The sequence below is a fragment of the Aquabacterium lacunae genome (genome assembly GCF_004310865.1).
GTDB classification, from domain to species: domain Bacteria; phylum Pseudomonadota; class Gammaproteobacteria; order Burkholderiales; family Burkholderiaceae_C; genus Aquabacterium; species Aquabacterium lacunae.
Map to the genome: position 1 here is coordinate 363,114 of NZ_SIXI01000004.1, position 24,781 is coordinate 387,894.

General features: G+C 64.8%; 24 protein-coding genes and 1 tRNA gene. 11 read left to right on the forward strand and 14 right to left on the reverse strand.

The features are described 5' to 3' along the window. Positions 1-149 precede the first annotated feature (149 nt). Both EYS42_RS11520 and EYS42_RS11525 read left to right on the forward strand, forming a co-directional pair. The gene (locus tag EYS42_RS11520; RefSeq protein ID WP_245503617.1) at positions 150-905 is read left to right on the forward strand and encodes a GNAT family N-acetyltransferase; all 756 of its coding nucleotides are present in this window, start codon (positions 150-152) and stop codon (positions 903-905) included. A 146-nt stretch (positions 906-1,051) separates the two neighbouring features. After that, positions 1,052-1,846, forward strand: a complete 795-nt coding sequence (locus EYS42_RS11525; RefSeq protein ID WP_130968307.1) for a DUF2726 domain-containing protein — start codon at positions 1,052-1,054, stop codon at positions 1,844-1,846. 27 nt (positions 1,847-1,873) lie between these two features. Here EYS42_RS11525 and htpG read toward each other — a convergent pair whose 3' ends face one another. Continuing rightward, the gene (htpG, locus tag EYS42_RS11530; RefSeq protein ID WP_130968308.1) at positions 1,874-3,766 is read right to left on the reverse strand and encodes a molecular chaperone HtpG; all 1,893 of its coding nucleotides are present in this window, start codon (positions 3,764-3,766) and stop codon (positions 1,874-1,876) included. Between the two features lie 198 nt (positions 3,767-3,964). On the opposite strand from htpG, the gene EYS42_RS11535 reads away from it, so the two are divergent. Beyond that, positions 3,965-4,041: transfer RNA gene (locus EYS42_RS11535), tRNA-Met, on the forward strand. A 233-nt stretch (positions 4,042-4,274) separates the two neighbouring features. On the opposite strand, the gene EYS42_RS11540 is transcribed toward EYS42_RS11535, so the two are convergent. The 4 genes from EYS42_RS11540 to phnC form a co-directional block, all read right to left on the reverse strand. Further along, positions 4,275-5,288 (reverse strand): NAD(P)-dependent oxidoreductase, encoded by a 1,014-nt coding sequence (locus tag EYS42_RS11540; protein ID WP_130968309.1) that lies wholly within the window; start codon positions 5,286-5,288, stop codon positions 4,275-4,277. Positions 5,289-5,394: 106 nt separating this feature from the next. Next, the gene (phnE, locus tag EYS42_RS11545; protein WP_130968310.1) at positions 5,395-6,198 is read right to left on the reverse strand and encodes a phosphonate ABC transporter, permease protein PhnE; all 804 of its coding nucleotides are present in this window, start codon (positions 6,196-6,198) and stop codon (positions 5,395-5,397) included. Further along, entirely contained in the window at positions 6,195-7,073 is an 879-nt protein-coding gene (phnD, locus tag EYS42_RS11550) for a phosphate/phosphite/phosphonate ABC transporter substrate-binding protein (RefSeq protein ID WP_130968311.1), read from the reverse strand. Before phnD ends, phnE begins: the two co-directional genes overlap by 4 nt. After that, positions 7,070-7,942, reverse strand: a complete 873-nt coding sequence (gene phnC / locus EYS42_RS11555) for a phosphonate ABC transporter ATP-binding protein (protein WP_130968312.1) — start codon at positions 7,940-7,942, stop codon at positions 7,070-7,072. The genes phnD and phnC overlap by 4 nt, the downstream gene beginning before the upstream one ends. A gap of 102 nt (positions 7,943-8,044) precedes the next feature. Here phnC and EYS42_RS11560 point away from each other — a divergent pair, with 102 nt between their 5' ends. From EYS42_RS11560 to EYS42_RS11570, 3 genes are all read left to right on the forward strand, one after another. Next, complete coding sequence (locus EYS42_RS11560) at positions 8,045-8,977, forward strand: LysR substrate-binding domain-containing protein (protein ID WP_130968313.1); 933 nt, start codon at positions 8,045-8,047, stop codon at positions 8,975-8,977. A gap of 611 nt (positions 8,978-9,588) precedes the next feature. Continuing rightward, entirely contained in the window at positions 9,589-10,110 is a 522-nt protein-coding gene (locus EYS42_RS11565) for a PEP-CTERM sorting domain-containing protein (protein WP_245503618.1), read from the forward strand. Positions 10,111-10,339: 229 nt separating this feature from the next. Beyond that, positions 10,340-11,011, forward strand: coding sequence for a PEP-CTERM sorting domain-containing protein (locus EYS42_RS11570; RefSeq protein ID WP_130968315.1), 672 nt, complete (start codon positions 10,340-10,342; stop codon positions 11,009-11,011). Positions 11,012-11,078: 67 nt separating this feature from the next. On the opposite strand, the gene EYS42_RS11575 is transcribed toward EYS42_RS11570, so the two are convergent. The 3 genes from EYS42_RS11575 to EYS42_RS11585 all read right to left on the reverse strand — a co-directional run bounded on the left by EYS42_RS11575 (position 11,079) and on the right by EYS42_RS11585 (position 13,533). Continuing rightward, positions 11,079-11,288, reverse strand: a complete 210-nt coding sequence (locus tag EYS42_RS11575) for a hypothetical protein (RefSeq protein WP_130968316.1) — start codon at positions 11,286-11,288, stop codon at positions 11,079-11,081. A 23-nt stretch (positions 11,289-11,311) separates the two neighbouring features. Then, positions 11,312-11,536: a transposase gene (locus EYS42_RS11580; protein ID WP_130968317.1), complete on the reverse strand. Its 225-nt coding sequence runs from the start codon at positions 11,534-11,536 to the stop codon at positions 11,312-11,314. Between the two features lie 65 nt (positions 11,537-11,601). Continuing rightward, positions 11,602-13,533, reverse strand: coding sequence for an ATP-binding protein (locus EYS42_RS11585; RefSeq protein WP_130968318.1), 1,932 nt, complete (start codon positions 13,531-13,533; stop codon positions 11,602-11,604). A gap of 257 nt (positions 13,534-13,790) precedes the next feature. On the opposite strand from EYS42_RS11585, the gene EYS42_RS11590 reads away from it, so the two are divergent. Beyond that, on the forward strand, positions 13,791-14,273 hold the full coding sequence (locus EYS42_RS11590) for a hypothetical protein (protein WP_130968319.1): 483 nt from the start codon (positions 13,791-13,793) through the stop codon (positions 14,271-14,273). Here the strand turns inward: EYS42_RS11590 and EYS42_RS11595 are convergent. Then, positions 14,264-15,334 carry a formylglycine-generating enzyme family protein gene (locus tag EYS42_RS11595; protein WP_130968320.1) on the reverse strand — a complete coding sequence of 357 codons (1,071 nt, stop codon included), beginning with the start codon at positions 15,332-15,334 and terminating at the stop codon, positions 14,264-14,266. The genes EYS42_RS11590 and EYS42_RS11595 overlap by 10 nt on opposite strands. A 42-nt stretch (positions 15,335-15,376) precedes the next feature. Between EYS42_RS11595 and murU the strand changes: the two genes are divergently transcribed. Both murU and speD read left to right on the forward strand, forming a co-directional pair. Next, positions 15,377-16,075, forward strand: a complete 699-nt coding sequence (gene murU / locus EYS42_RS11600) for an N-acetylmuramate alpha-1-phosphate uridylyltransferase MurU (protein ID WP_130968321.1) — start codon at positions 15,377-15,379, stop codon at positions 16,073-16,075. A gap of 11 nt (positions 16,076-16,086) precedes the next feature. Continuing rightward, positions 16,087-16,473, forward strand: a complete 387-nt coding sequence (gene speD / locus EYS42_RS11605; protein ID WP_130968322.1) for an adenosylmethionine decarboxylase — start codon at positions 16,087-16,089, stop codon at positions 16,471-16,473. Here the strand turns inward: speD and EYS42_RS11610 are convergent. The 5 genes from EYS42_RS11610 to EYS42_RS11630 form a co-directional block, all read right to left on the reverse strand. Continuing rightward, positions 16,440-17,954 (reverse strand): FAD-dependent oxidoreductase, encoded by a 1,515-nt coding sequence (locus EYS42_RS11610; protein ID WP_165456748.1) that lies wholly within the window; start codon positions 17,952-17,954, stop codon positions 16,440-16,442. The genes speD and EYS42_RS11610 overlap by 34 nt on opposite strands. 236 nt (positions 17,955-18,190) lie before the next feature. After that, entirely contained in the window at positions 18,191-19,762 is a 1,572-nt protein-coding gene (locus EYS42_RS11615) for a polyamine aminopropyltransferase (RefSeq protein ID WP_130968324.1), read from the reverse strand. A 42-nt stretch (positions 19,763-19,804) separates the two neighbouring features. Further along, positions 19,805-20,029 carry a DUF350 domain-containing protein gene (locus tag EYS42_RS11620; RefSeq protein ID WP_130968325.1) on the reverse strand — a complete coding sequence of 75 codons (225 nt, stop codon included), beginning with the start codon at positions 20,027-20,029 and terminating at the stop codon, positions 19,805-19,807. 12 nt (positions 20,030-20,041) lie between these two features. After that, a complete protein-coding gene (locus EYS42_RS11625; RefSeq protein WP_130968326.1) occupies positions 20,042-21,697 on the reverse strand; it encodes a DUF4178 domain-containing protein in 1,656 nt (551 codons plus the stop codon). Positions 21,698-21,725: 28 nt separating this feature from the next. Then, entirely contained in the window at positions 21,726-22,757 is a 1,032-nt protein-coding gene (locus tag EYS42_RS11630) for an SPFH domain-containing protein (protein ID WP_130968327.1), read from the reverse strand. Positions 22,758-22,846: 89 nt separating this feature from the next. On the opposite strand from EYS42_RS11630, the gene EYS42_RS11635 reads away from it, so the two are divergent. Both EYS42_RS11635 and miaB read left to right on the forward strand, forming a co-directional pair. After that, a complete protein-coding gene (locus EYS42_RS11635) occupies positions 22,847-23,260 on the forward strand; it encodes a hypothetical protein (protein ID WP_130968328.1) in 414 nt (137 codons plus the stop codon). Position 23,261: 1 nt separating this feature from the next. Then, the gene (gene miaB, locus EYS42_RS11640) at positions 23,262-24,722 is read left to right on the forward strand and encodes a tRNA (N6-isopentenyl adenosine(37)-C2)-methylthiotransferase MiaB (RefSeq protein WP_130968329.1); all 1,461 of its coding nucleotides are present in this window, start codon (positions 23,262-23,264) and stop codon (positions 24,720-24,722) included. Positions 24,723-24,781: the final 59 nt, after the last annotated feature.

Below are 24,781 nucleotides of genomic sequence, written 5' to 3' on the forward strand. Positions count from 1 at the left end.
CAGACCAGTGCAGCATGCCGCTCAATCCCCGGCAGCCAAGACGGGGAATTTGACACTCTAGCACGGGTTTCGCACCACTGCAATGCCCTGATCCAGATCAGGACACCGGCTTCAATGGGTTGCAGACCGACCGATAACCCGGCAGACTGGTGGAAACCCTGATACACGGCATCCACATGATGGTCACCGTCAAACCTGTGCACGAACTCGATCAGTTCGGCCCATCGGGGGCTCCCGGTTCCGCCGTTTCGGCACGCCAAGAAGCCCGTCGCCTGGCCCGACGCCAACACCTTGCCCATGCCTGGATCCCGATCCGGCAGCTGAAACCGCGCCACCGCGCCAAGATCGTCGACCACCTGCTGCAACTCGACGAGGGTGATCGGTACCTGCGCTTCGGCTTTCAAGCCACCGCAGAGCAGATGAAGGCCTACGCGGCCTCCATCAACTTCAAGCGCGACGACGTGTTCGGTGTGTTCAACCGCCGCCTGCAGCTGATTGCGGTGTCACACCTGGCCGATCTGGGGGACCTGAACCACCCGGCCATGGCCCAGGGCCGCGGGCACGCCATGGAGTTTGGCGTGTCCGTGCTGCCGTCGGCACGCGGTCTGGGCCTGGGGCAGCGCCTGTTCAACCATGCCGTGATGCACGCCCGCAACCGGCACGCCCACGCGCTGGTGATCCACGCCCTGACCGAAAACCGCCCCATGCTCAAGATTGCCGCCCGCGCGGGGGCCTTGGTGGAGACCAACGGCGCTGACTCAGAGGCCTGGCTGCGTCTGCCCAAAGACAATCTGGCCAGCCACCTCGAAGGCACGGCGCAGGACATGGGCGCCGAACTGGTGTTCCGCTGGAAGGCACAGGTTCAGGCGGTGCGCCACCGCCTGCAACAGTGGCTGTCGGTGTGAACGCGGTCACGACGCACACGACCCGTTCCACGCTTTGAATTTTTGCGGGCCGATCTCACAAATGCTCACCGTTGTGACCGCCTGCGAACCCCACTCCCCTCCGCCTAGGGATTTCCAGCAGTCCCGATGACGCCTACGATGCTTCCATGCTGTTGACCACCACCCTCTTGATCGCAGGCCCCACGCTCGCCTTGCTGGCGGGCGGCGCTGCCGTGCACTGGTGGCACACCCGAAGGCAGCGCTCGGCCCAGGCCTGGCCCACGGCCTTCAGCCTGACAGCCCGCCCCCTGTTCACCACCGAAGAGCGGCTGCTGTTCCGCGAACTGCAGGCCGCCTTGCCCCAGCATGTGGTGCTGGCCAAGGTGAACCTGCTGCGCTTTTGCCATGCCACGCGCGAGTCGGAAGCACGCCTGTGGTTCGAGCGCCTGCACCCGCTGAACGTGTCGTTCGTGGTGTGCACGCCCCACGGCACCGTGATCTCGGCCATCGACCTGGAGGCGCCCAACCGCCCCACCTCGGGCCGCACCTTGCGCCTGAAAGAATCGGTGCTGGACGCCTGCCGTGTGCGCTACCTGCGCGTGCCCAGCGGCCAGCGCCTTGACCCGCACGCACTGGCCCAACTGGCTCTGGGTGCGCAGCAGTTTTCTGGCACGCAGGCCGCGACACCAGGTTCAAGCGGGTTGGCGGGCGCCTCAGGCGCCCTGTCGCCCCTGGCCCAAGCCCGGGCGGAACTGGCGCAAAAGCTGCAACACCGCCGCACCGAGCGCGCGCACCGCAACAGCGCCAACCGCACCCGCCACGACACGGGCTACACCGAATCCACCTTCGGTGATTCCTTCTTCGCCATGGATAGCCGCTTCGATGCCGACGCGGCCAATTCGGTGCCGGCCCCGCTGTCGGCGCCCGACGCGCCAGGGCTGGCAGCCGCCGGCTCACGCTGAGCCCGCGGCCTCACCCCTCCAGTCGCCTCAGTGCCCCAGCAGCAAGGCGTTCACGCGGCGCACATAGGCCGCCGGGTCTTCCAGCTGCCCGCCTTCGGCCAGCAGGGCCTGGTCGAACAGCACCTGGGCCAGGTCATCAAAGCGATCGGCCGTGTCCAGCTTTTTCACCAGGGCGTGCTCGGGGTTGATCTCCAGCACGGGCTTGACGTCTGGCGCATCTTGCCCGGCCTGCTTCAGCAGGCGCGCCAGGTGGCCCGACACCTCGCCCTCACCCACCACCAGGCAGGCCGGTGAGTCGACCAGGCGGGTGGTCACGCGCACTTCTTTGGCACGGTCTTTCAGCGAGGCCTGCAGGCGCTCGACCAGCGGCTTGAACTGCTCGGCCACCTCGTCGGCCTTCTTCTTTTCTTCTTCGTCCTGCAGCTTGCCCAGGTCGACCGCACCCTTGGCCACGCTCTGCAGCGAATGGCCTTCGAACTCGTACAGGTGCGACAGCAGCCACTCGTCGACGCGGTCGGTCAGCAGCAGCACCTCGATGCCCTTCTTGCGGAAGATCTCCAGCTGGGGGCTGTTCTTGGCGGCAGCCAGCGAATCGGACGCAATCACATAGATGTCGTCCTGGCCTTCCTTCATGCGCGACACGTAATCGGCCAGCGACACGGTGGGTTCGCCCGACTCGTCGTGCGTCGAGGCAAAGCGCAGCAGCTTGGCCAGGCGCTCGCGGTTGGCGAAATCTTCGCCCACACCTTCTTTCAGCACCTGCCCGAATTCCTTCCAGAAGGCGGCGTACTGCTCGCGCTTGGCCGCGTCTTCGTTGTTCGCAAGGTCTTCCAGCATCGACAGCACGCGCTTGGTGCAGCCCTCGCGGATGGCCTTGACGTCGCGGCTTTCCTGCAGGATCTCGCGGCTGACGTTCAGCGGCAGGTCGGCCGAATCGACCACACCCTTCACAAAGCGCAGGTAGCTGGGCAGCAGGGCCTCGGCATCGTCCATGATGAACACGCGCTTGACGTACAGCTTCAGGCCGCCGTGCTTGTCGCGGTTCCAGATGTCGTACGGCGCCTTCTTGGGGATGTAGAGCAGCTGGGTGTATTCGCTGCGGCCTTCCACGCGGTTGTGCGTGTGGGCCAGCGGGCCTTCGCTGTCGTGGCTGATCTGCTTGTAGAACTCGTCGTACTGTTCCTGCGTGATCTCGCCCTTGCTGCGCGTCCACAGCGCGGCGGCGCGGTTCACGGTGTCCCAGGTGTCTTCGAGCACGTACTCGCTCTTCTCGGCGTCCCAGGTTTCCTTTTGCATCAGGATGGGCAGCGAGATGTGGTCGGAATACTTGCCGATGATGCTGCGCAGCTTCCAGGCCGACAGGAACTCGTCTTCGCCTTCGCGCAGGTGCAGGATGATGTCGGTGCCACGGGTGGGCTTGGTGATGGCTTCGACCTCGAAATCACCCGTGCCTTCGCTGACCCAGCGCACGCCCTCTTCAGCCTTCAGGCCGGCGCGGCGGGTTTCCACCGTGATCTTGTCGGCCACGATGTAGCCGCTGTAAAAGCCCACGCCGAACTGGCCGATGAGCTGGGCGTCTTTCTTCTGGTCGCCCGACAGGCGGCCCATGAACTCTTTGGTGCCGCTCTTGGCGATGGTGCCCAGGTGGTCGATGGCCTCCTGCGTGCTCATGCCGATGCCGTTGTCGCGGATGGTGAGGGTGCGGTTGCCCTTGTCGACCAGCACGCGCACCTCGAGGTTGGGCGCGTCTTCGTAGAAGCTGGCGTTGTCGAGCGCCTCGAAGCGCAGCTTGTCGCAGGCGTCAGAGGCGTTGGAGATCAGCTCGCGCAGGAAGATTTCCTTGTTGGAGTACAGCGAGTGCGTGACCAGGTGCAGCAGTTGCTTGACCTCGGCCTGGAAGGAATGGGTGGTCTTGTCCATGGCTGTTCGTGTGCAGTCTGTGGATGGGCAATGTGTGAACGTGGGGGCCGCCAGCAGAGCAGCCACCCGACGCCGCCACAGGTGAGGCACAGGCAGCCGATTTCAAGGGGTGGGGTGGCATGAGGCCTTGGGGCGGCAAAAAATTTCGCGAGGCCCTTGCAAAGCTGCAAAAAGGCAGGCTATACTTTCGGTCTCGATGGCGCTTTAGCTCAGCCGGTTAGAGCGACGGAATCATAATCCGCAGGTCCGGGGTTCGAATCCCTGAAGCGCCACCAGAACACAGCCAAGTAACGCGATTACCTGGTACGAAAAGCCACCCTCGCGGTGGCTTTTTGTTTGGTGCCGTAGGGCCACTTGCTGGCGATCTGTAGGCACATTGCGCCGATGCCCACCGCGCGCGCAACCAGTAAACGACCGGTCTTTGAACCACACATAGGCATCGGACTTTTGCTTCGACTTGCTGCGCACTGATTTGACAGCGCCAATGGCATCTTTAATCAGTGGATGCTCAGTTCACGGCCCAGCAGGGCCGCACCAAGGGCGGTGCCTCGACCTGAAAGCCGCTCTGCCTGAGGCCACACAACAGATGAGCGGCCGCCTGTTCTTCGATGGCCAGCCGCACTATTTTCACCGCCGAGCCCAGGTGTGGTGTGAACACTGTGGCGGGGTGGCCAAGCAATCGGGCGTCAATGTCGCAAGGTCGGTCATCCAGCCCCCAGTCTTCCAGCTCGAACACATCGGCAGCGTAGGCACCCAGGTGTCCGCCGGCCAGCGCATCGGCCACATCTGATTCCCGAACCACCGAGCCTCGGCCCACGTTGATGAGCACCATGTCGGGCTTGGCCTGTCGCAAAAGGGCCGCGTTGACCAGGTGCCGGGTTTGCGGACTCAAGGGCAGGGCCAAGAAGACGAAGTCGCTTTGCGCGAAGGCTTCGGGCAAGCTCACCTGCTGAACCGACATGCTGCGTGAATGCAAGTCAACGCCCAGCACCTTTGAACAGCCAAAGCCCCGGAGCCGTTCCACGATGGCCAGTCCCACGGCCCCAAGTCCGATCACCGATGCCACAGCGCCATGCAGGCCCTTGCCATACAGGCTGGGCCGCCAGCCCTGAAAGCCGGCACGAACCTTGGCATCACCGGCCATGAGGTTGCGTCCCGCTGCGATGGCCAGCCCCAGCGCCAACTCTGCCGTGGGTTCAGTGAGCAGGTCGGGCACATAGCTCACCCGTACACCGCGTTGCTTGCAGACCTGCAGGTCAAAGTTGTCGTAGCCCTTGAGAGCGCAGGCAATCACCTTCAGGCGCGGGGCGGCAGCCAAGGTTTCGGCATTCACCCGATCGGTCATGAAGGCCATCAAGCCATCGGCATCCGCCAAGTGCTGGTGCAGTGTGTGCGGCGACCAGGGCTCGGGGCCAGGGTTCATCACGACATCCAGACTTTCTTGCAGCAGCCTGAGCACGCGCTCGTGCAAGGGTTGGGTCACGACCACGCGGGGTCGACCGAGAGGGGCATTCAGATTCATGTGGATTGATACGAAGAACGGCGAGCTGTGGACACCAGTACACGCCCGGGAAAGAGGCAGCGCTCCAAAGCCAGCAAGGCCTGCATGAGCACCCTTGGGTGTTGACCTACTTCAGCTTGCGCCGCAGCAATGCGCCCAGGCTGTCCACCACCAACACACAGGCCAGGACGCACAACAAGATGGCGCTGACCTGGTCGTAGTTCACCAGCCTGAGCGCAGCCATCAGTTCAAAGCCGATGCCGCCTGCACCGACGATGCCCAGAACGGCAGATGCCCTGAAGTGGTACTCCCAGCGGTAAATGGTGATGTCCCCCAGCTGCGGCATCACCTGTGGCAACACTGCATGGGCGATGACCTGGAATCGGCTCGCGCCGGCCGCCCTGGCGGCCTCCAGTGGCTTGGGGTCCACGTGCTCGATGGCTTCGGCGTAGAACTTGCCCACCATGCCCGCCGAGTGCAGGGCCAACGCGAGTACACCGGGCAAGGCCCCGAAGCCTACCGCCGCCACGAAGACGATGCCCAGAATGATTTCGGGAACTGAGCGGAAGGCCGCCAACAACGTGCGCGCCAGTTGCCCAATGGTTGCGTGGGGCGTGGTGTTGGGAGCGGCGAGCAGTGCCAATGGCAGGGACAGCACCACCGTGAGTGCGGTCCCTGCCACGGACATGGCCAGTGTGTCGGCCAAAGGTTGAACCCAATGACGCCAGCGTTCAAAGTTGGGCGGCACCATCTCTGAGGCCAATTGCGCCATGGCCGGAGCACCCTCTGCAAACCGCTGAGCGTCAAAGAACCCTGTGACTTGCAGGGCCCCCAGACACACCATCAGCAGCACCGAGCACAGCCCCAGCAATCGCAGACGCCTTGCGGCGTCCTCCTGCAAGAGCGCTTCCATCAAGGGTGCCGAACTCATTTCATCTTGCCCAGATCGAGTTTGAGCACGCGCGCGGTCTCACGCAGCACGTCGTAAGCCTTGTCGTCTGTGGCCTGGAACCCCTGAACCCGGAAGCTCTTGAGCACCTCCGCATCCTTCATGTTCAGAAATGCATTGCGAATGGCCTGCTTCAGCTCGGGCTTCAAATCAGCCTGCATCACCATGGGGTAGTTGGGAATGGGTGCGGTCAACTCCATTTGAACGATCTTGCTGCCATCCACCGTGCCACGAGACATCAGGTTGTCCAGGATGGGTTTGGACAAGGCGCCGGCAGGCACCTGGCCCGCTTGAACCGCTCTGGCCACTGCATCGTGCGTGCCCAGATGTACCGGGCGATAGTCCTTCTCGCCATCGAGCTTGGCCTTGGTCAGCAGGTGGGCGCGAGGCGCCAAGTGGCTGGAAGTGGAGGCCTGATCGCCAAAGCCAAACGCCTGACCACGAACGTCAGCCAACGACTTCACCGGGCCACCGGCCGTGGCGATCAGCACCGATTGGTAGGTGGGTGAGCCGCGCTCTACCCCCACGGCAAATGGCTCGATCGTTGGCGCCTTGGACTTTGCGAGCACGTAAGAGAAGGGGCCAAAGTAGGCCACTTCAATGCGGCCGAATCGCATGGCTTCGATCATCGACGAGTAGTCTGTCGTGACGATGATCTCCACATCCTTGCTCAGGGTCTTCTCCAGATACTCCTTCAGGGGCTGGGCATTCTGGATGATCGTCGAAGCGTTCTCGTCGGGCAGCAGGGCCACGCGCAGCTTCTTGGGGTCTTTGCCTTGAGCCCACGCGGGTGTGGCAAGCAGACAGGCCAGCACGGCAGAGGCGCCCAGGCGAAGAAATGGACGGCGAAGGTTCATGGGGATGTCTCCATCAGCGAAGGGTTGAAAGGGTTGGCGTGAAAGGATTCGGGTTCGACGCCTGCAGCGCAGGCCGTGGTGGACGCACCTCGGGAGCCATAGAGGCGCGCCTGCAAATCAGGACTCAGATCGGGAGCGGGCACATCAAAGAGCACCTCGCCGGATCGCAGGCCGACGATGCGGTCAGCAAACGTTTTGGCAAGATCCACCTGGTGCAGGCTGACCAAGGCCGTCAACCCGTCGTTTTTGCAGATGCCGTGCAACAGGCTCAGAACGGAATGCGCTGTGGCAGGGTCCAGGCTGGCCACAGGCTCATCGGCCAACAAGACTTGGGGTGACTGCACCAGGGCCCGGGCAATGCCCACCCGCTGCTGCTGCCCGCCCGAGAGCATGTCGGCGCGAAACATGGCCTTGTCCAACAGACCGACGCGCTCAATGGCACCCAGTGCGAGCAGGCGTTCTCGCTTTGACCATGGCCACAGGCTGGCCAGCGATGGCCTTGACCCCACCAGGCCCAACAGCACATTGCTCAGCACCGTTTGCCGACCGATGAGGTGATGCTGCTGAAACACCATGGCGCACTGACGCCGCAGGGCCCTCAAGCGCGCCGCGCGTGAGCCCTGCTCTACCGCACCTTGGAGCTGTACCGAACCCGTGCTGGGTTGCACCAATTGGTTGATGGAGCGCAGCAGCGTCGACTTTCCAGCTCCTGATGCCCCGAGCAAGACCGCAAACTCACCTGGGGTGAAGGACAAATCCGCCGGTTTGAGCGCGCACATGCCACTTGGATACGTCACGCCCACGCCCCGCAGCGTCAACACCCCCCTACCCGACAGCGCAGCAGGCTCCTTCGCGAACAACTGGGTCATCTTTACTCCAACGCGTTTGCACCTGGCGCAGTCTGAGGGGCTCGCGTGTCACACACATGACGTTTTCAGCCGCAAGAATTCAGGTAACCATTGATCACATCTATGAACGGAATCAGCCTGCTTGCGGCCCTGAAGGCCTTCGATGCCACCGCTCGCTTGGGCAGCATGACCCAGGCTGCCAAACAACTGGGCCTACAACAACCCACGGTGTCGGCCCACGTGCTTCGGCTGGAGCAGGAGTTCGAGGTGGAGCTGTTTCACCGGCGCGGGCGACGCCTGGAGCTCTCTGGATTTGGCTGTTTGCTGCTGGAGCAGACCCGCAGGGTGTTCAGCGGCGAAGAAGACGCGCAGGCCCTGTTGCTCGCCGCCCGCCAGCACTATGTCGGGCGTTTGCAGATTCATGCCATCGGCCCGTACAACGTGCTGCCCATCTTGAAGCACTACCGCCTGCGCATGCCCAATGTGAACCTGAGCGTCGCAGTCGCCGACTCACAGACCATCATCTCCCGCATTCTTGACTGGCGGGGCGATGTCGGCATCGTGCTCGGAGCGCCCGTCGACCCTCAGTTGTTTCGCATGCCGCTACGCAAGCAAGCCCTGGTGGTGTTCTGCCACAAACACCACCCACTGGCGGCCAAGACCGCCATCACCATGAAAGACTTGGCAGGGCAGGGTTTGGTTTCTAGGGAAGAGGGCTCCACCACACGACGGGTGTTCGAACAAACGCTGCGCAAGCACCAAGTGACCATGAGAACTGTGTTGGAGATGGGCAGTCGTGAGGCCGTTCGAGAAGCCGTTGCACAAGGTTTTGGCATCGGTGTGGTCGCTCAGCCGGCATACATCGCTGACGAGCGCTTGGTACAACTGCCGCTGGCCGACGCGACGATGCACACCGAAGTACACGTGGTGTGCCGTCAGGAGCGCAGCCAAGTCCCGTTGATCCAGGCCTTTATTGAGGCCGCTCGGCTGTTCTCGACGGATACAAAGCGCATTCAGGACACCGGCAGCGACCCGTGCAAAGCTGGTTTGATGTGACGGCCGATCCATAGCACCTGCTTTGCATGAAATCCAGAGCACGCGTCTATGCCTGCCATGGCGCACGATGTGACCCGCAGGTCCGGGGTTCGAATCCCTGAAGCGCCACCAAAATTCAGAAGCCCTGTGAGTCCTCGACTCGCAGGGCTTTTTTCTTGCCCTGATTCACGCGCGGCTTTGGCCCGCCTGATGACAGCTGCTTCGGATCCAGTTGGGCCTTGTCAGCTGCAGGGAAGGATTTCTGAGCCCCTGACAACTGGCCTGACCGTCGGCAACAACAACCCGCGCCAGCGTCGTGCAGCACCAGCTGTGCGGAGGACAACCCATCGCACCCTGGTCAACGTCACCAGCACGAACCGCATGTTTGCAAAGAGCATTGCCTTTCAGGGTATCACCCATTCGGGTGTCGTTATTTTTTACACACCGAAATCGAATGCCCACAAAAAGCATCGCAAGCCCTTGATTTTAAATATAAATATGCATATGGCATGCTTTGTGCTTTTTGAATCCAGGGCAGCCCCCTCTCCCCCCTATTCATCAACAGCCTTCAGGATGTCATCGAAATGTTTGTCACACAACTTTTCCGCCCGAGCCAACTCGCAGCTGCCGCAGTGCTGGCGCTTGCTTCCGTCTGTGCGCACGCAGGCCCGATCAGCTTCACCATCGCAGGCCCCGGCACCACTTCCGCCACCTCGTCCGGTGGTGTGAGCACACTGAGCTACGCGTTGAACCCCGCAGGCTTCGGCACGCAAACTTGGCAGGTGCAAGGCATTGCCGACGCGGCTGGCGACTACTCCTTCAACTGGGACTACTCGGGCTTCCACGCCTACTTTTCGGTCACTGCATTCCTGAACACTTCGTCAGGCCAAACGCTGGTCAACGCGGGCCCGAACAACTGCTGCACCACGCCCTCGGCTGGCTTCAACTACACGGGCAGCTACACGTTCACTGGCCTCCAGGCCGGTGACACCTTCGGCTTCAACCTGGGTGGCGGAAACTTTGACTCCAACAACCAGTTGAACGGCACCCTGACCCTGACCCAGACCTCGCAAGTGCCCGAACCCGGCACCCTGGCGCTGGTGGGCCTGACGCTCGCCGGCCTGGCCGCCGCAGGTCGCCGCAAGAAGGCCTGACGCCACCGCATCGCGCTGGCTCCATGCAGCCCTGCTCAGGCTGCAAGGACACTCGCATCTGGGCCCCAAGCGTTTGCCTGGGGCCCTTTTCTTTCCAGGCCATGCCGCTCGGACGCCTGGCGCGGTTGAATCTCAAAGCGCGGCTACAAAGCGTCGATTTTCTTTACAAAAGCTTACCAAGAGGGCAGTGAAATACTCGCAAGCAATTGATTTGATTGAATAATTTTCTGTGGCATGGAAGGTGCTTAAATTTTATGACGGTCATGCAGGGACTCACACGCCCAGCAAAGCCCGATCACCCCACCAAATCAAGCAGTTGTCCACCATGAAAAAAATTCTCAATTCGTTGCTCGTCTCTGCCGCCGTGTTGTTGCCTGCCGCACAAGCCGATGCCGCAGTGGTCACCTGGGACATCGTCACGACTTTCCAGGACTTGAAGGGCACCGTCACCTTCGACAATGCACCCATCGCCGGGTTGCAAGACGGTGCATACGACGGCAATGACACGCACATCTACAACGCCGTGTTGACACTGACCAGCGCCAGCCTGGGCATCAACTACGTCAACAACAGCGCGTATTTCCAGCCGCTGACCAACACATTCGACAACAAACACATCGACACCTGCTATCCCTGCGGAGTTTCCAGCAACGCGGGGAACATCAGCCTGACTTTCAGTCCTTACTCTGACCAAGGTAGCCCGGCCGTCGGCGCGTCGTCGTACTACCTGTACGTCAACGGTGCCGGCTTCCAGAACGCCGCCTACCGCTGGGCATTCAGTGACACGGGTGGCCAAAACAACACCAACCTCAGCAACGTGCCGGAACCCTCGGCATTGGCCCTGGCAGCCCTGACATTGGTGGGTGTGGCCGTGGCAGGCCGCAAGCGCGTGGCCGCTTGATTTTCGGCCATGGTTTGATGTCCGAGCGCTGACAAGGCGCCACAGAGACAGCCCGTGAGAAAAAGGCTCAGGCGTTGCCGCCTGAGCCTTTTTTCTTTACCCCAAGACTCATGACCCAGCGCGGGCGCTTCTCCAGCATGACGCTGATCGCGTCAATGACCTGCGCATCCTTGGCTGCCCGATCCGTCGTGGGCTTGTACAACGCCGACTGCGGACATCCCACGGCCTGACAGGCGCGCACACGGGACAGATGATGTTTGTCGACCATGATCTGCACCGCAGCTCGCCTGGCGATCAGCGTCACAATTTTCGCGACAGCACGTCCTTGATCGCGGCGTTCTCCGCTTCGAGCTCCTTGACGCGCTTGAGCTCATCAGCCGACATGCCCGCGCACTTGCTCTTCCATTGGCGGCGCGTCGCCGCGCTGATGCCATGCTTGCGGCAAACCTCCGCCGCGGCCAGGTCCGTCTCGCCCTCGCTCAGGATCGCCAGGATCTGGCTCTCTGTGAATCTCGACCTCCTCATCGCATCTTCCTTGAAGATGCGGAAGTCTCTATTCTCAGCTCGTCTACTCAGAGGGGGCGCTTACGCTATGGACTGGTTGCGCCGAGTGTGGCCGGCACCTGGGCTGAGCGCTCTCGCCGACGCACCCGCTGCTGCAGGTGGCGACGCAGCACCCGGTTCATGTCGCGCGGCACAAAGGGTTTGCTGATGTAGTCGTTCATGCCCACTTCCAGGCAGCGCCGGTGATCGTCGAACTGGTCGCCGGCGCTCATGGCCACGATCGGCATGGGCACCCAGCCACGGCTGGTCTCCATGGCACGGATGCGCCGCGTGGCCTCGATGCCGCCCATCTCCGGCATGTGAAAGTCCATCAGCACCAGGTCTGGCTCGTTCGTGTCCAGCCATTCGAGGGCGCGCCGGCCGTTCTCGGCCACCACCACATCCAGGCCCAGGTTGGCCAGCGCGGCCTGCGCCACCAGGGCGTTGACCGGGTTGTCTTCGACCACCAGCACGCGCCCGCTCAGGCGCAGGCCCAGGTCTTCAGCCGAGTGTTCGCTCGGTTGCTCGCTGGCGTGGGCCGGAGCACCTGCATCGGGGCGACTGCTCCGCGGCAGTTCGAGGGCGAACGAGAAGTTGGTGCCCACGCCCACCTGGCTGTCGCAGCGCAGCTTGCCGCCCATGGCCACGCAGATCTGCTGCGAGATGCTCAGGCCCAGCCCGGTGCCACCCACCAGGGTGTCGTCGCTGGCTTCGACCTGGTGAAAGGCGTCGAACACCTTGTCCAGGTGCGTCTCGGGGATGCCCCGGCCGGTGTCCTGCACCTCGAAGACCACGCGGCAGGCGCCGGCATCGTTGGCGTGTGCGCCCTGGCCGGCCAGCGCCAGCCGCACGACCACATGCCCTTGAGCGGTGAACTTGACGGCATTGCCCACCAGGTTCGTGAGCACCTGACGCAGCCGATCGGGGTCGACCTCCAGCCACAGGTCGTCGGGCAGATCTGATCGCAGCATCACGACCAGGCCTTTGTCCTGCGCCACGACCTGCGAGAGTTCACACACATGGCGGGCCAGTTCGTTGAGCAGCACAGGCCGGGCATGCAAGCGCACGCCATGGTCCTTGAGCCGAGAGAAGTCGAGCACGTCGTTGATGACACCCAGCAGGTGCTCGCCCGCGTTTTGCAGCAGCCCGAGCTGGGACTGGCCTTCACGCGAGGGCGTGTGGGCCTGCAGCATGCGCGACAGGCCGAGGATGCCGTGCAGCGGGGTGCGCATTTCGTGGCTCATGGTGGCCAGGAAGCGGCCCTTGGCGGCGCTCAGCGACTCGGCCTCGCGCAGGGCGTGAGCGCGGGCTTGCGCCAGCTCTTCGCTCTCGAAGCGCAGGCGCAACATCTCGCTGATGCGGCGGTGCCCGCGGGTGGCCTCCAGCCACAAGATCACCACGAAGCCGATGAGGCTGACGGCGCCGAACCATCCCAGCAGCCCGCCAGTGTGCACACCGTACACGGCGCAAGACAGCAGGATGGGCACGGTCCAGGCGCGCACGTTGTCGCGGTCGCTGCTGACCTGCGCAGCGCCGGTGGCGGCCATGCCGATCAGCACGCCAATCAGCGCGATGGCCAGTTGCTGGTCAGGCCCGGTGGGCAACACCCAAGGCAGCGCGCTCCAGCACAGGCTGAACACCAGCGTGAGCGCCAGGTAGCTGTGCTGCCAGAAACGGGCCTGCCGGTTGGCCGAGCGAAGGTAGGCCATGGCGTGCAAGGCACGGGTGGCGGCCAGCACCAGGGCAGCGACCAGCCAGCACAGCGTTGGCAAGCCCAGGGGGCCGGGCTGAACAAAGTGCAGCAGACCGCCGATGAGCAGGGTGAAGCCGGCCAGCGTCCAGGCGGTGACGGGCATGTGGCCATACAGCATCCGGACGCGCGCATGGGTGATGCGAGCCTCCAGGGCCTGAGCCTGGGCCGACGGCGTGTCGGTGGATGTGGCGGCTGTCTGAGCAGGGCGGAGACGAGGGGCGTCCATGGACGGAGGGCAGACCAGGCTGCGAGCCGGGGTGGCTGCGCTGGCTTCAGTGTCACGCAAGCCGATGGCGTGCGCATGCGGTTATCCACCATCCAGGGGGCCAGCGGTGTGCACTTTGCACTGGTTCAGCGAGAAGTGGGCGGGGTAAGAGGGCTTCTGTTTGCGCGCAGCATTTCCTGAACATCCTTCAGCCCCGGGCTGCTGTTTGGTCGACAGGCCATGGGCCACCATGGGTCCATGATGAAAGGAGCTGCACCATGCCTTGGCTGATCTGGGGTGTCTTTGCTGCTTTGGTGGGTCTGACGGCCCTGGGCACCTGGGGCCTGACCGCCCTGCTGGAGGCCGCACTGCCCGCCCTGGGCGATTCGCCTGAGGCCATGCGGCAGGTGCTGGCCCAGTGGCAACCGCCCGAGTGGCTGGGCTGGCTGGTGGACACCGGCTCATGGGCCCAGGTTCAGCAGGCGGGCCTGTGGGTGCTGGAGATGTTGTCGCATGCAGGCCCCTACGTCGGCGGCGTGGCCAGCTGGCTCGGCCCGCTGATGTGGGTGTTGTGGGCGCTGTTCAGCGTGGTGCTGCTGGTGGTGGCCGGCGGGTTGCATGCGCTGGTGACACGGCCCCAATCGGTGCTGACCCCGCGCGTGGTGGGTGGCCTGGCTGCAGCAGGCCGGGCCCGCGTGCTCGGCGGGCCCAAGATGTGGCTGGCCCTGGCGCTGTGGCAACGCTGGCGGCGTCAGCGCTGAGGCACTGCAACGTCCATCACCAGCCGGATGCCCACCAGCGTGTACCGGGTGGTGGCGCTGTTCCAGTTCCGGTAGCTGCAACGTGCATACAAAGGCCAGGTGTGCCACGAGCCGCCACGGCGCACGCGCACGCTGCCCTCTGCGGGGCCGGTGGGGTTGTGCACGGTCTGGCCTGCAGGCTGGCCCGGCCGGGCGTAAGTGTCGTCGGCGTGGAAGTCGGCCGTCCACTCCCACACATTGCCATGCAGGTCATGCAAGCCAAAGGCATTCGGCGTGAACCGCCCCACAGGGGCCGTGAAGGCAAAGCCGTCATTCACCGGCAAGGCCTGCTCGCGCCACAAGGGCCAGTGCTCGGCGGCGTCACGGTCGAACACATTGGCCGAGCCCTGAAGGCTGTCGGGTGCATCACCCGTGTGGAACTGCGTGCTGCTGCCGGCGCGGCAAGCGTATTCCCACTCGGCCTCGGTGGGCAGGCGATAGCGCCGCCCCTCCTGCTGGCTGAGCCATTGGGCCAGGGCCTGCGCGTCATGCCAGGTCACGTTCACGACGGGGTGTGAGTCGGTCTGGGCAAATCCGGGGTTGGCCCATGAAAATCGTGGCGCACGGCCAGCAAAGGCATCGCCCTTGCCCTGCACGCCGGGGTGCTGCGGGTCGTATCCATAGCCACCCGTGCCGTCGGCCACCGATTCGGGCAGATGGCCCGAGGCCGCCAGGAAGGCACGCCACTGGCCCACGGTCACCTCATGGCGGGCCATGTAGAAGCTGCTCAGGCGCACCCGGTGTGCAGGCTGCTCGTCTTTCAGGTCCAGCAGGCGCTCGCGTGGCAGGCCGGGGAACCACCGCGCCATGTCGTCTACCGAAGCCGGGTTGCCCATGGTGAACTCGCCCGCAGGCAGGCGCACCATCTGCATGCCCAGGCGGTTGGTCACGATGGGCTCGGGCGGAGGAACTGGACCATCGGGCGGCTGCGCCCCGGCCTGCAGGGCCACCAACGAGACCAGCGCGCAGGCCAGTCGGCCCGCCCCGCACGCAGGCAAACGGTCATGGATCAAGGTGTGCATGGGCACAGGTTAACGCAGCGTGCCGGGCTTGATAATCCGGGCATGAACCTGCCTGCCCTGATCCTGGCCGCCGGACGCGGCGAACGCATGCGCCCCCTGACCGACCACACCCCCAAGCCGCTGCTGGCGGTGCGGGGCAAGGCCCTGATCGAATGGCACCTGGAGGCCCTGGCCCGCGACGGCGTGCGCGAGGTGGTGATCAACACCGCCCACCTCGAAGAACAGTTCGCGCCCCGCCTGGGTGACGGCAGCCGCTGGGGCCTGCGCATCCGCTATTCGAACGAGGGTCAGGACCATGGCGGCGCCCTGGAAACCGCCGGCGGCATGGCCAAGGCCCTGCCCCTGCTAGGCGACGCCTTCTGGGTGCTGGCCGGTGACGTGTTCGTGCCGGGCTTCCGGTTCGACCCGGAGGCTGCCGCGGTGTTTGCCGCAGGCGACGACTGGGGCCAGCTGTGGCTGGTGGACAACCCGCCTCACAACCCCCTGGGTGATTTCGTGCTGGATGACGAAGGCCGGATCCAGCGCCGCACCGAAGGCGGCTGTGCAGGCCTGACCTACTCCACCATCGGGCTGTACCGCCCGGTCATGGTCGAGGGCATTGCCGTGGGCGAAAAAGCCGCCTTGCGCCCCTGCCTGGAGCGCGCCATCGACGCAGGCCGCCTGAGTGGCGAACACCACGGTGGACCGTGGGTGGATGTGGGCACGCCTGAACGGCTGGCGCAGCTGAACCAGACGCACTGAGCGCACACCCGATGACGCAGGGCCTGCACCTGACCGCCGACCTTTATGGGTGTGCCGCCGACCACCCCTGGATGACCTGCGCCGATGCGCTGCGTCAGGCCTGCCTGGACGCCGTGACGCAATGTGGATTGCATCCGGTGGGGGAATGCTTTCACCGCTTCCCCAGCCCCGCCCAAGGTGGCCCGGGAGGAGTCACCGGCATGGTGTTGCTGGCGGAATCGCACCTGGCCGTGCACACCTGGCCGGAAAGCGGCCTGGTCACACTGGACGTGTTCGTGTGCAACCAGGGGCAAGACAACCGCAGCAAAGCATGGGCACTGCGCGAGGCCTTGATGAAGGACCTGGCCCCAGCACAGGCCAGCCTTCATGCCCTGGAGCGCGGTTTGCCAGAGGCTTGAAGCACCTGATCGGCCGCACGCTGGCCGTGCGCAAAAGCCTCTTCGAGCACCGAAAATGCCGAAAGATCGCTGTGGGCCCAATGCAGGCGGGGTGCCTCGGGCACACCTGACACCAGCGCGCGCAAGGCCGCATGCCCGCGCAGACCGGGCACCGGAATCACCATGCCGTGCCCCCAGCGCATCAGGTCCATCTGCAGAACCTGCTCGGGCAATTCAGGATGCACCTGCACCAGATCGGCCAGCACGCGGGCAGCCCATTCGGCCCACCCCGCCTGGGCCAGGGCCTGCCTGGCCTGCCGCGCCTGCTGGGGGCTGTCGCCCCCCAAGGCCCAGTAATGCGTCAGCAGCGTCGGGCCGGTGGGCGGTGCCAGGGCTTGGTGCCGGGCGTTCACGTAGCCCAAGGACGGCATGCGCTGATCGGCCGCACCCTGGTCGCTGTAGAACACGTTGTCCCACGACAGAGGGGCTCCGGCACGGGCCACAGGCGCCTGCGCCAGCAGCACTTGGGTGACCAACCAGGGTGCCTGGTGCAACCAGGGTTGTACCGCCTGCAAGGCAGACACGGGGTTGCGCACCATGCGGGCAGCCACCCACAAGGGCACTGCCATCACCACCTGCTGTGCCTGCCACGGCTCCAGGGCCTGGCGCTGCGCCGACCACACCCACACCGTCGCCCCATGGCGCTCAGCCTGAACCTGCACCACCGCCTGGCCCGTGCGCACCCGGTCACCCAAGGGCGCCGCCAGCCGCCGCACCAGCTCGGCGTTACCGTCGGGCCAGGTCAGCACGCCATCGCCTTCGTGGCTGTCACCGTCGATGCGCATGTGCCGGCTGGCCACATACTGAATGCCCGCCCAGGCCGACACGGCCTGCAAGCTGGCGCCATAGTCGTCGCGGCAGGCGTAATCGAGCCACCAGCGCAGGGCTGGCGCGGTGAAACCCTGCGCATCGAGCCACTGCGCAAAGCTCAGGCCATCGAGCGCCGCGTGTCCGGTTGTCCAGGGCTGCTGATGCGTGGGCATGGCAAAGCCCAGCGATGCACCCAGGGCCTGCACAGTCGATTCAAACCGCCGGACCTGGCCTTGTTCGGCCGCTGACAGCCCCTCAAAAGGCAACAGGCCTTCTTGCCAGTGCCCCCGCCAGGCACCAGAGGGCAAAGCCCCATCGGGCAGAAACAAGCGTTCTTGCGGGCTGTGGCACAGGTGGCGCTCATCGCCCACCCAGCGCCCATGGCGCCAGTGGATCAGGCCCTGGGCCTGCAGCCAGGCACTCAGGCCTGCGTGCGCTCCGCCTGAAGCTGCGGGCACAGGCAGGTAATGGGCGCCCAGGGGGCAGGGCAAGCCTTGCACCACATGGCCTTTGGCATTGCCGCCGGGGCGATCGTCCAGATCGAGCACGACCACGTCGTCCAGCCCCTGCGACACCAAACGTTGTGCCGCGGCCAGGCCGGCCACGCCCGCGCCCACCACCAGGGTGTGCACGGTGCGAACCGGTGCGCCGACCGCTGGAGGCGAGCGAAGGGATGCCTGATCTCGCCACGCGTGGCCTCGGGCCATGGACCCGCCCACCCAGGCGCCGGTGATGTGTGGCGGCAAGGCCTGTCCCCAGCGCCATGGCGCACCCGCGCCGCACCCTGAAAGCCAGGGCCAGGCGGTGGCAGCAGCGGTCGCCAGGCCAGCACGCGCACCCGTGCCCAGAAGCTCACGCCTGGACGGGTTCATTCGTGGATGCGCCCCCACTCGGCCTCGAACGTGTGCACCAGCGTCTGGTTGCTCAGGCGGTTGGGCTCGGCCTGCACCCTGGCCATGTCGGGCGGGAAATCGAACAGCGCAGGTGCGCCTTGGGGCGTGAGGAACTTCAAGCCCGCCGGTAAGCGTTGAGGCCAGCGGTCGGGCATGGGGCGATGCGACGCCACGATGAAGCCCCATTCGCCAAAGCTGGGCACATGCACATGGTAGGGCTGCGTGCGCAGGTCAACCGCCTCCAGCGTGCTGGCCACGGTCCAGAAGCTTTGGCGGGCGATCAGCGGCGACGTGGTCTGCACCACGGCAAATCCCGACGCACTCAGGTGCTCAGCCACCAGGCTGTAGAAAGTGGTGGTGTACAGCTTGCCGATGGCGTGGTTGGTTGGGTCAGGGAAGTCGATGACGATGACGTCGAAGACCTCGTCGTGCTGCTGCAGCCAGGTGAAGGCATCGGCATTGACGACACGCACCCTGGGGTCGCGCAGGGCGCCGCGGTTGAGCGCCACCAGGGCGGGCTGCTGGCTGAACAGACGCGTCATGGCCGGGTCCAGCTCGACCAGGGTCACCGCCTGCACGGAGGGGTGCTTGAGCACCTCGCGCACGGCCATGCCGTCGCCTCCCCCCAGCACCAGCACGCGCTGAGCTGCGCCATGGGCCGACATCGCCGGGTGCACCAGGGCCTCGTGGTAGCGGTATTCGTCGCGGGCGGCGAACTGCAAATTGCCGTTGAGGTACAGCCGCGTGCTGCCGTTGGCACCGGTCAGCACGATACGCTGGTACGGCGTGCTTTCTCGCAGCACCACGCCGTTGCCGTAGAAGCGGTCTTCGGCCCAGGTGGTCAGCGGCTGGGCCCCGACCATGGCCAGCACCAGCATCCCCATGATGAGCAGGCATGTAGCGGCATGGCGGCGCACGGCCGCCACCTCGTGTCGGAACATCCAGAGGGCCCACACCGCCACGAGCACATTGAGCAGCCCGAAGAACACGCCCGTGCGCACCACGCCCAGGTGGGGCACCAGCAACAAGGGAAACGCCAGGGAGACGACGAGCGCGCCCAGGTAGTCGAAGGTGAGCACGTCCGACACCACGTCCTTGAGTGCGTGCTGACGGGCAAACCTCGCCTGCAGGATGCGCATCACCAGGGGGATCTCCAGACCCACCAGCACACCGATCAGCCCCACCGCGCCGTACAGCAAGACCCTGAAGCTCCAGAGCTCGCCCACGGGCAGGAAGGCATGGGCCACGAACAGGGCCGCCGGCATGAGGCCGCCGAACAGGCCCACCATCAGCTCGATGCGCAGGAAGTGTCCGACCAGGCCATCCACCAGGTGCCGCGACAGCCACGAGCCCACGCCCATGGCGAACAGGTAGGTGCCAATGACCGTCGAAAACTGAAGGATGGAATCGCCCAGCAGGTAGCTGGCCAGGGCCCCGGCGGCGAGCTCGTACACCAGCCCGCATGCGGCCACCACGAACACCGAGGCCAGCAGCAGCAACTCGGCCGGTCGAACGCGTGCCGAGGGACTCCGTACCGAATCGGTCATGCCTGAAAGCACCGCCACGCCGTCACCACCGGCATCTCCCGATCAACCATGGATGGCCGCCGCCACGATCATGCCGATCGACAGGCACATGGCGGCCACCACGATGGCAAGGGCCACGTTGCGGCGTTCGACGATCTCGCCCCACAGGTCGTAGGGCGTGAGCTTGTCCACGATGATGAAACACAGCCAGAACAGGACCACCCCGATCAGGGCGAAGGCAATGGAGCCGACGAACACTCCGGGCTGAAGCCAAGGCAAATCCAACATGATCACGCTCTCCTATTTGTGAAAACCACCGCTGCTGTAGCCACCATACGAGCCCCCATGACCGCCAGATGAGCCCCCCGAGGAACCGCTGCCCTGCTCAGCCAGACACCGCTGGTGCTCCACGCTTTGGGCGCCATACAGATCGGCGATGCGGTCGCACTCGTCAGGCTGCACAAACACATACACGATGAAGCCGATGAACGCGAGGACAATCAACCAGCCACCGACACCCAGGTCGGTGACGTCTTCCCCCATGGCGGTCTGGGCCTGCTCGCTGAGCTTGTGCAGCACCGACACCTTGCGCTCGGGCAGCCCAAAGGCCTTGCGCACTTCGTCGTCACGCAGTGTGCGCCCGGCCGACCAGTGCAGCTCCTGGCCCGTGGCTTCGCTGTACAAACGCCGATGGGCCTGCCCGCCGGTGCCCTGGTAATCGACATTCAGGCTGCGCTCTTCGCGCTGGACACGCCAGTAGAACTCGCCCAGCACCGCAGTGGTGATGGCCTCGTAGGCCTCCATGCGCTTGTACCAGGTGCCCTTGTATTGCGCGCGCTCACCGTCCACCTTGGGTGCCCCGGTCAGGCTGGCCGACAAGGTCCACTGTTCATCGGCTTCGGTCAGGAAAGCAAAGCCTTCGGTCTGGTTGTAGAGCAGGTATTCGCGCCAGAAGTACACGGGCTCGCCCTGCACCACCGCCACCTGCCGGCGCTCTCGCACGCCCACCACCTGCCAGGACCTCCGCGTGTCGCCCAGGGACAGCCGTCCGACGCACCCCAGCGGCAACTGGCTGTCGAGCGTGACCAGGTCCTGGTGGTGCGCCAGGCCTTCGAGCTCCCCATCTTTCAGGGTGATCACGGCATGGCAATGCCCGCAAGCCACCGACACCGACTGCGAAAGCTTCACCTCGACCGCACTGCCACAGTGAGGACACTCCACCCCGCGGCCAGGGCGCTGAGCCTCCCGGGCGACCAGGCGCTTTTCACCGCCCTCATCGGCAGCGGTGACGGGGGCACCATCCGCCGCCAGCAAGCCGAGATCGGCCAGCGCCACCGATTGCCCTCGGTAGGCCTCAGGGCCTTCGGGCGCCCACTCCAGCGCCATGACCTCGCCCGCGGGGTTGCGCAACTCGACCAGGGGCTGGCGGTGGCCGAAATCCGGGCGCCGCGACAGTTCACCCTGCGCCGCCACGCATTCGGCCTGCACGTTCCAGGTCACGGTCCAGGAAGTGCCCAGCAAAGACACCGAAGCCCCCGGCGTCAGGGCCTTGGGCTGGGGCACGGGAGGGCAAGGCGTGACCGATTCGGTGACGACACAGGTGCCGTTGTCTTCACTGAGCCAGGCGGTTCGCCCGTCGTCGAACAGCAGGTTCCATTCGGTCCAGCGACTGCCGTCGGGCCGCCCGGCCTCGTCAGGGGCCGACCATTGCACGCGCCCCACCGCGACGAAACTGCGCGCCTGCCAGCGACCGGTGCACCCCAGGCTCAAGGGGCTGTGATCATGGAAGACATCGGAGGTCTGGCCCACCCGGCGCAGGCTGTCGCCATCGCGCAGCAGGGTGCTTTTGCAATAGCTGCACACGGCCATCACCGACGCCGGTGATTTCAGCTCCACCGGCGCGCCACAGAACGAGCACGTCATGCGCCAGACGCGCTGCGGCGTCGGCTCAGTCATCACCGACCTTCATCTGCCAGCGCCGGGCTCAGACCAGCTTGCGCAGCAGTTCGGCCTTTTTGGCTGAGAACTCGTCGTCGGTCAGGATGCCCTTGGCCTTGAGATCACCCAGCTTCTCCAATGTGGCCAGGATCTCGTCGGGCTGCAGGGCCACCACAGCCGGGGCGGGGGCCGCAGTGGCCTGTCCCTGCAAACCTTGCTGAAGCGTCTGCGCCATCATCTGGCCCATGGCCAGACCGGCCCCCAGGCCCGCAGCGTCACCGGCCAGACTGCCCTGCCCTCCGGCTGCGGCGAGCGACGGCACGGCTTGAGCGGTCTGGTACTGCATGAAGCGGCCCATGTCCTGACCGACCATGCCCATGCCGATCTTCTGGTCCAGCACCTTTTGCAGTTCTTCTGGCAACGACACGTTCTGCATGGTCAGGCCATCCAGCTGCAAGCCCATGGCCTCCACGGCAGGGCGCGCAGCCTCGGACAGCACCTTGGCGAAGGCCACCTGGTTGGCGGCCAGGTCCAGGAAGGGCACGCCGCTGTTGGCCACGGCGTCGCTGAGGTGCTGCAGCAGCACGGCGCGCAATTGCCCGTCGAGGTCGGCCACGCCATAGCTGGCCCGGGTGCCCGAGATCTGCGTGTGGAACTTGCGCGCATCGACCAGGCGCACACTGTAGTTGCCAAAAGCACGCAGGCGCACAGCACCGAAATCCCGGTCACGCAAGGTGATGGGCTGACTGGTGCCCCAGCGCAGGTCCATCTGCTGTCGGGTGCTGAAGAAGTAGACGTCGCTCTTGAAGGGCGAATCGAACAGCTTGTCCCAGTTTTTGAGGTTCGTCAGCACGGGCAAGGTGCGGGTGGTCAGCGTGTGCGTTCCCGGGCCGAACAGGTCGGCAATCTGCCCTTCATTGACGAACAGGGCCAACTGGGTTTCTCGCACCACAAGTTGTGCGCCATTCTGGATTTCGCGGTCCTGGAAGGGATAGCGCCAGGCCAGCACGCCATCGGCCTCTTCGTTCCATTCGATGACATCGACAAACTGCTTCTTGATGAAATCCATCAGTGCCATGACCGTCCTCCAGCAACTCGTTGGGTTGTTTGTCTCGAGTATAGGGCTCGGCTTAAAATGCGCGTTTTCACAGCCTCTGGATCTACACCATGAACCGCTGTTTCACAGCGCCCCTGACGCGGCGGGGTGCCTGGGCCTGCGTGGCCCTTGTGCTGCTGGCCGCCCACGGCCTGGCCTCTGCGGCCACCTACCTGCCACGCGAGCTGCCCAAAGGTTCGCTGCGCGGCGAACTCACCCTCGGCAACTGGCCTGAAGCCCAACTGGGCAAGCAGGGTGTGCGCATGGCACCCGGCGCGCGCATCAAGGCGGCCGACAACACCCTGGTCATGCCCAACCTGATTGCCGGCACCAAGCTGAAGGTGAATTACACGGTCGATCTGTATGGCCTGGTGCACGAGGTCTGGGTCTTGCGCCCCGACGAGCTGGCCAAGCTGTGGCCCGAAACCCCTGAACAGGCGTCGAAGTGGACCTTCGACCCCGTGACCCGCACCTGGACGAAGTGACATGAATGCCCCCCTGCCCGGTCAGGCGACCGTGAACCTGAACGACCTGCCCGCCCCCGCTGATGCGGCTGACGCGGCTGCCAACACCGCCGACACCCATGCGACCGCCGCCGCTGCGTCAGGTAAGAAGGTCTACATCAAGACCTACGGCTGCCAGATGAACGAGTACGACTCGTCCAAGATGTCGGACGTGATGAACGCGGCCCAGGGCTACACGCCCACCGACAACCCGGAAGAGGCTGACCTGATCCTGTTCAACACCTGCTCGATCCGCGAGAAGGCGCAGGAAAAGGTGTTCTCCGACCTGGGCCGTGTCAAACACCTCAAAGAAAAGGGCGTGATGATCGGCGTGGGCGGTTGCGTGGCCAGCCAGGAAGGCGCCGCCATCATCGAACGGGCGCCTTATGTGGACGTGGTCTTCGGCCCGCAAACGTTGCACCGCCTGCCCCAGATGCTGGCGCAGCGCCAGGCCAGCAAGCGCCAGCAGGTCGACATCTCCTTCCCCGAGATCGAGAAGTTCGACCACCTGCCGCCACCGCGCAAGGAAGGCGCCTCAGCCTTCGTGTCGATCATGGAAGGCTGCTCGAAGTACTGCAGCTACTGCGTGGTGCCCTACACCCGCGGTGAAGAGGTGTCGCGCCCCTTTGAAGACGTGCTGACCGAAGTGGCCGACCTGGCCGACCAGGGCGTCAAGGAAGTGACGCTGCTGGGCCAGAACGTGAACGGCTACCGCGGCCTGATCGGCGAGGGCCCGGACATCGCCGATTTCGCCATGCTGATCGAGTACGTGGCCGAGATCCCCGGCATCGAACGCATCCGCTTCACCACCAGCCACCCCAACGAATTCAGCCAGCGCCTGATCGACGTGTATGGCAAGACCAGCAAGCTGGTGAACCACGTGCACCTGCCTGTGCAGCACGGCTCGGACCGCATCCTGATGGCCATGAAGCGCGGCTACACGGCCCTGGAGTTCAAGAGCACCATCCGCAAGCTGCGCGCCGTGCGCCCGGACATCCGCATCTCGTCGGACTTCATCGTGGGCTTCCCCGGTGAAACCGACGAAGACTTCGACAAGCTCATGAAGCTGGCCACCGACATCGAGTTCGACGCCTCGTTCAGCTTCATCTTCAGCGCACGCCCGGGCACACCGGCCGCCGCCCTGGAAGACAGCACGCCGCACGAGGTCAAGCTCAAGCGACTGCAAACCCTGCAGGCCTACCTGGAAAGCAATGTGCAGCGCTACAGCCAGATGCTGGTGGGCACCACGCAGAAGATCCTGGTGGAAGGCCCCAGCCGCAAGGACCCGTCCGAGCTGATGGGCCGCACCGAGTGCAACCGCATCGTCAACTTCCCCGCAGGCCCTACCCAGACCCTGCGCGACCGACTGGTGGGCCAGCTGATCGACGTGAAGATCGTGCACGCCTACCCGCACTCGCTGCGTGCCGAGGTCGTGACCGCCTGATTCAGGGGGTGGCGCCTGAGGCTTTCCCTGCTGTTCTAAGGCTCGGCGTGCGCCGAAGA